Raw genomic sequence first — 508 nt, forward strand, 5'->3', positions numbered from 1 at the left:
AAAGGATGCGGAAGAACAGCGCATCGGTCAGATCGTCTGGGAAAAAGAAAAAGCTGCCCGAGAGAACAGACTCCAGCAAAACGAAAACTTCAAAGCGTATGTAGGCGAGCAGCGGATAAAGTACACCGAGAAGAAGGAACAAAAAGCTCAGAAGCTGGCCAAGGAACGCATGGCCGTTTACCAAAAACAGCAAGAGCAAAAGGAACAGGACGAGCAGCGCAGAAAGGATGCAGAAGAAGAGCGTATCGGCCAAATCGCCTGGGAAAAAGAGAAAGCCGCCCGAGAGGGCAGACTCCAGCAAAACGAAAACTTCAAAGCGTATGTAGGCGAGCAGCGGATAAAGTACACCGAGAAGAAGGAACAAAAAGCTCAGAGCTGGCAACAGAACGCATGGCGGTTTACCAAAACCAGCAAGAGCAAAAGAAACAGGACGAGCAGCGCAGAAAGGATGCGAAAGAACAGCGCATCGGTGAAATCACCTGGGAAAAAGAGAAAGCCGCCCGAGAGG

1 protein-coding gene is annotated in these 508 nt (G+C 50.4%); it reads right to left on the reverse strand.

What is annotated here, in order from left to right:
- Positions 1 to 382, reverse strand: a 382-nt coding sequence (locus E1189_RS00480; RefSeq protein ID WP_155158190.1) for a hypothetical protein, incomplete at its 3' end; no start/stop codon positions are given.
- Between the last annotated feature and the right edge of the window lie 126 nt (positions 383 to 508).

The organism is Parendozoicomonas verongulae (assembly GCF_009711465.1).
GTDB lineage: Bacteria > Pseudomonadota > Gammaproteobacteria > Pseudomonadales > Endozoicomonadaceae > Sansalvadorimonas > Sansalvadorimonas verongulae.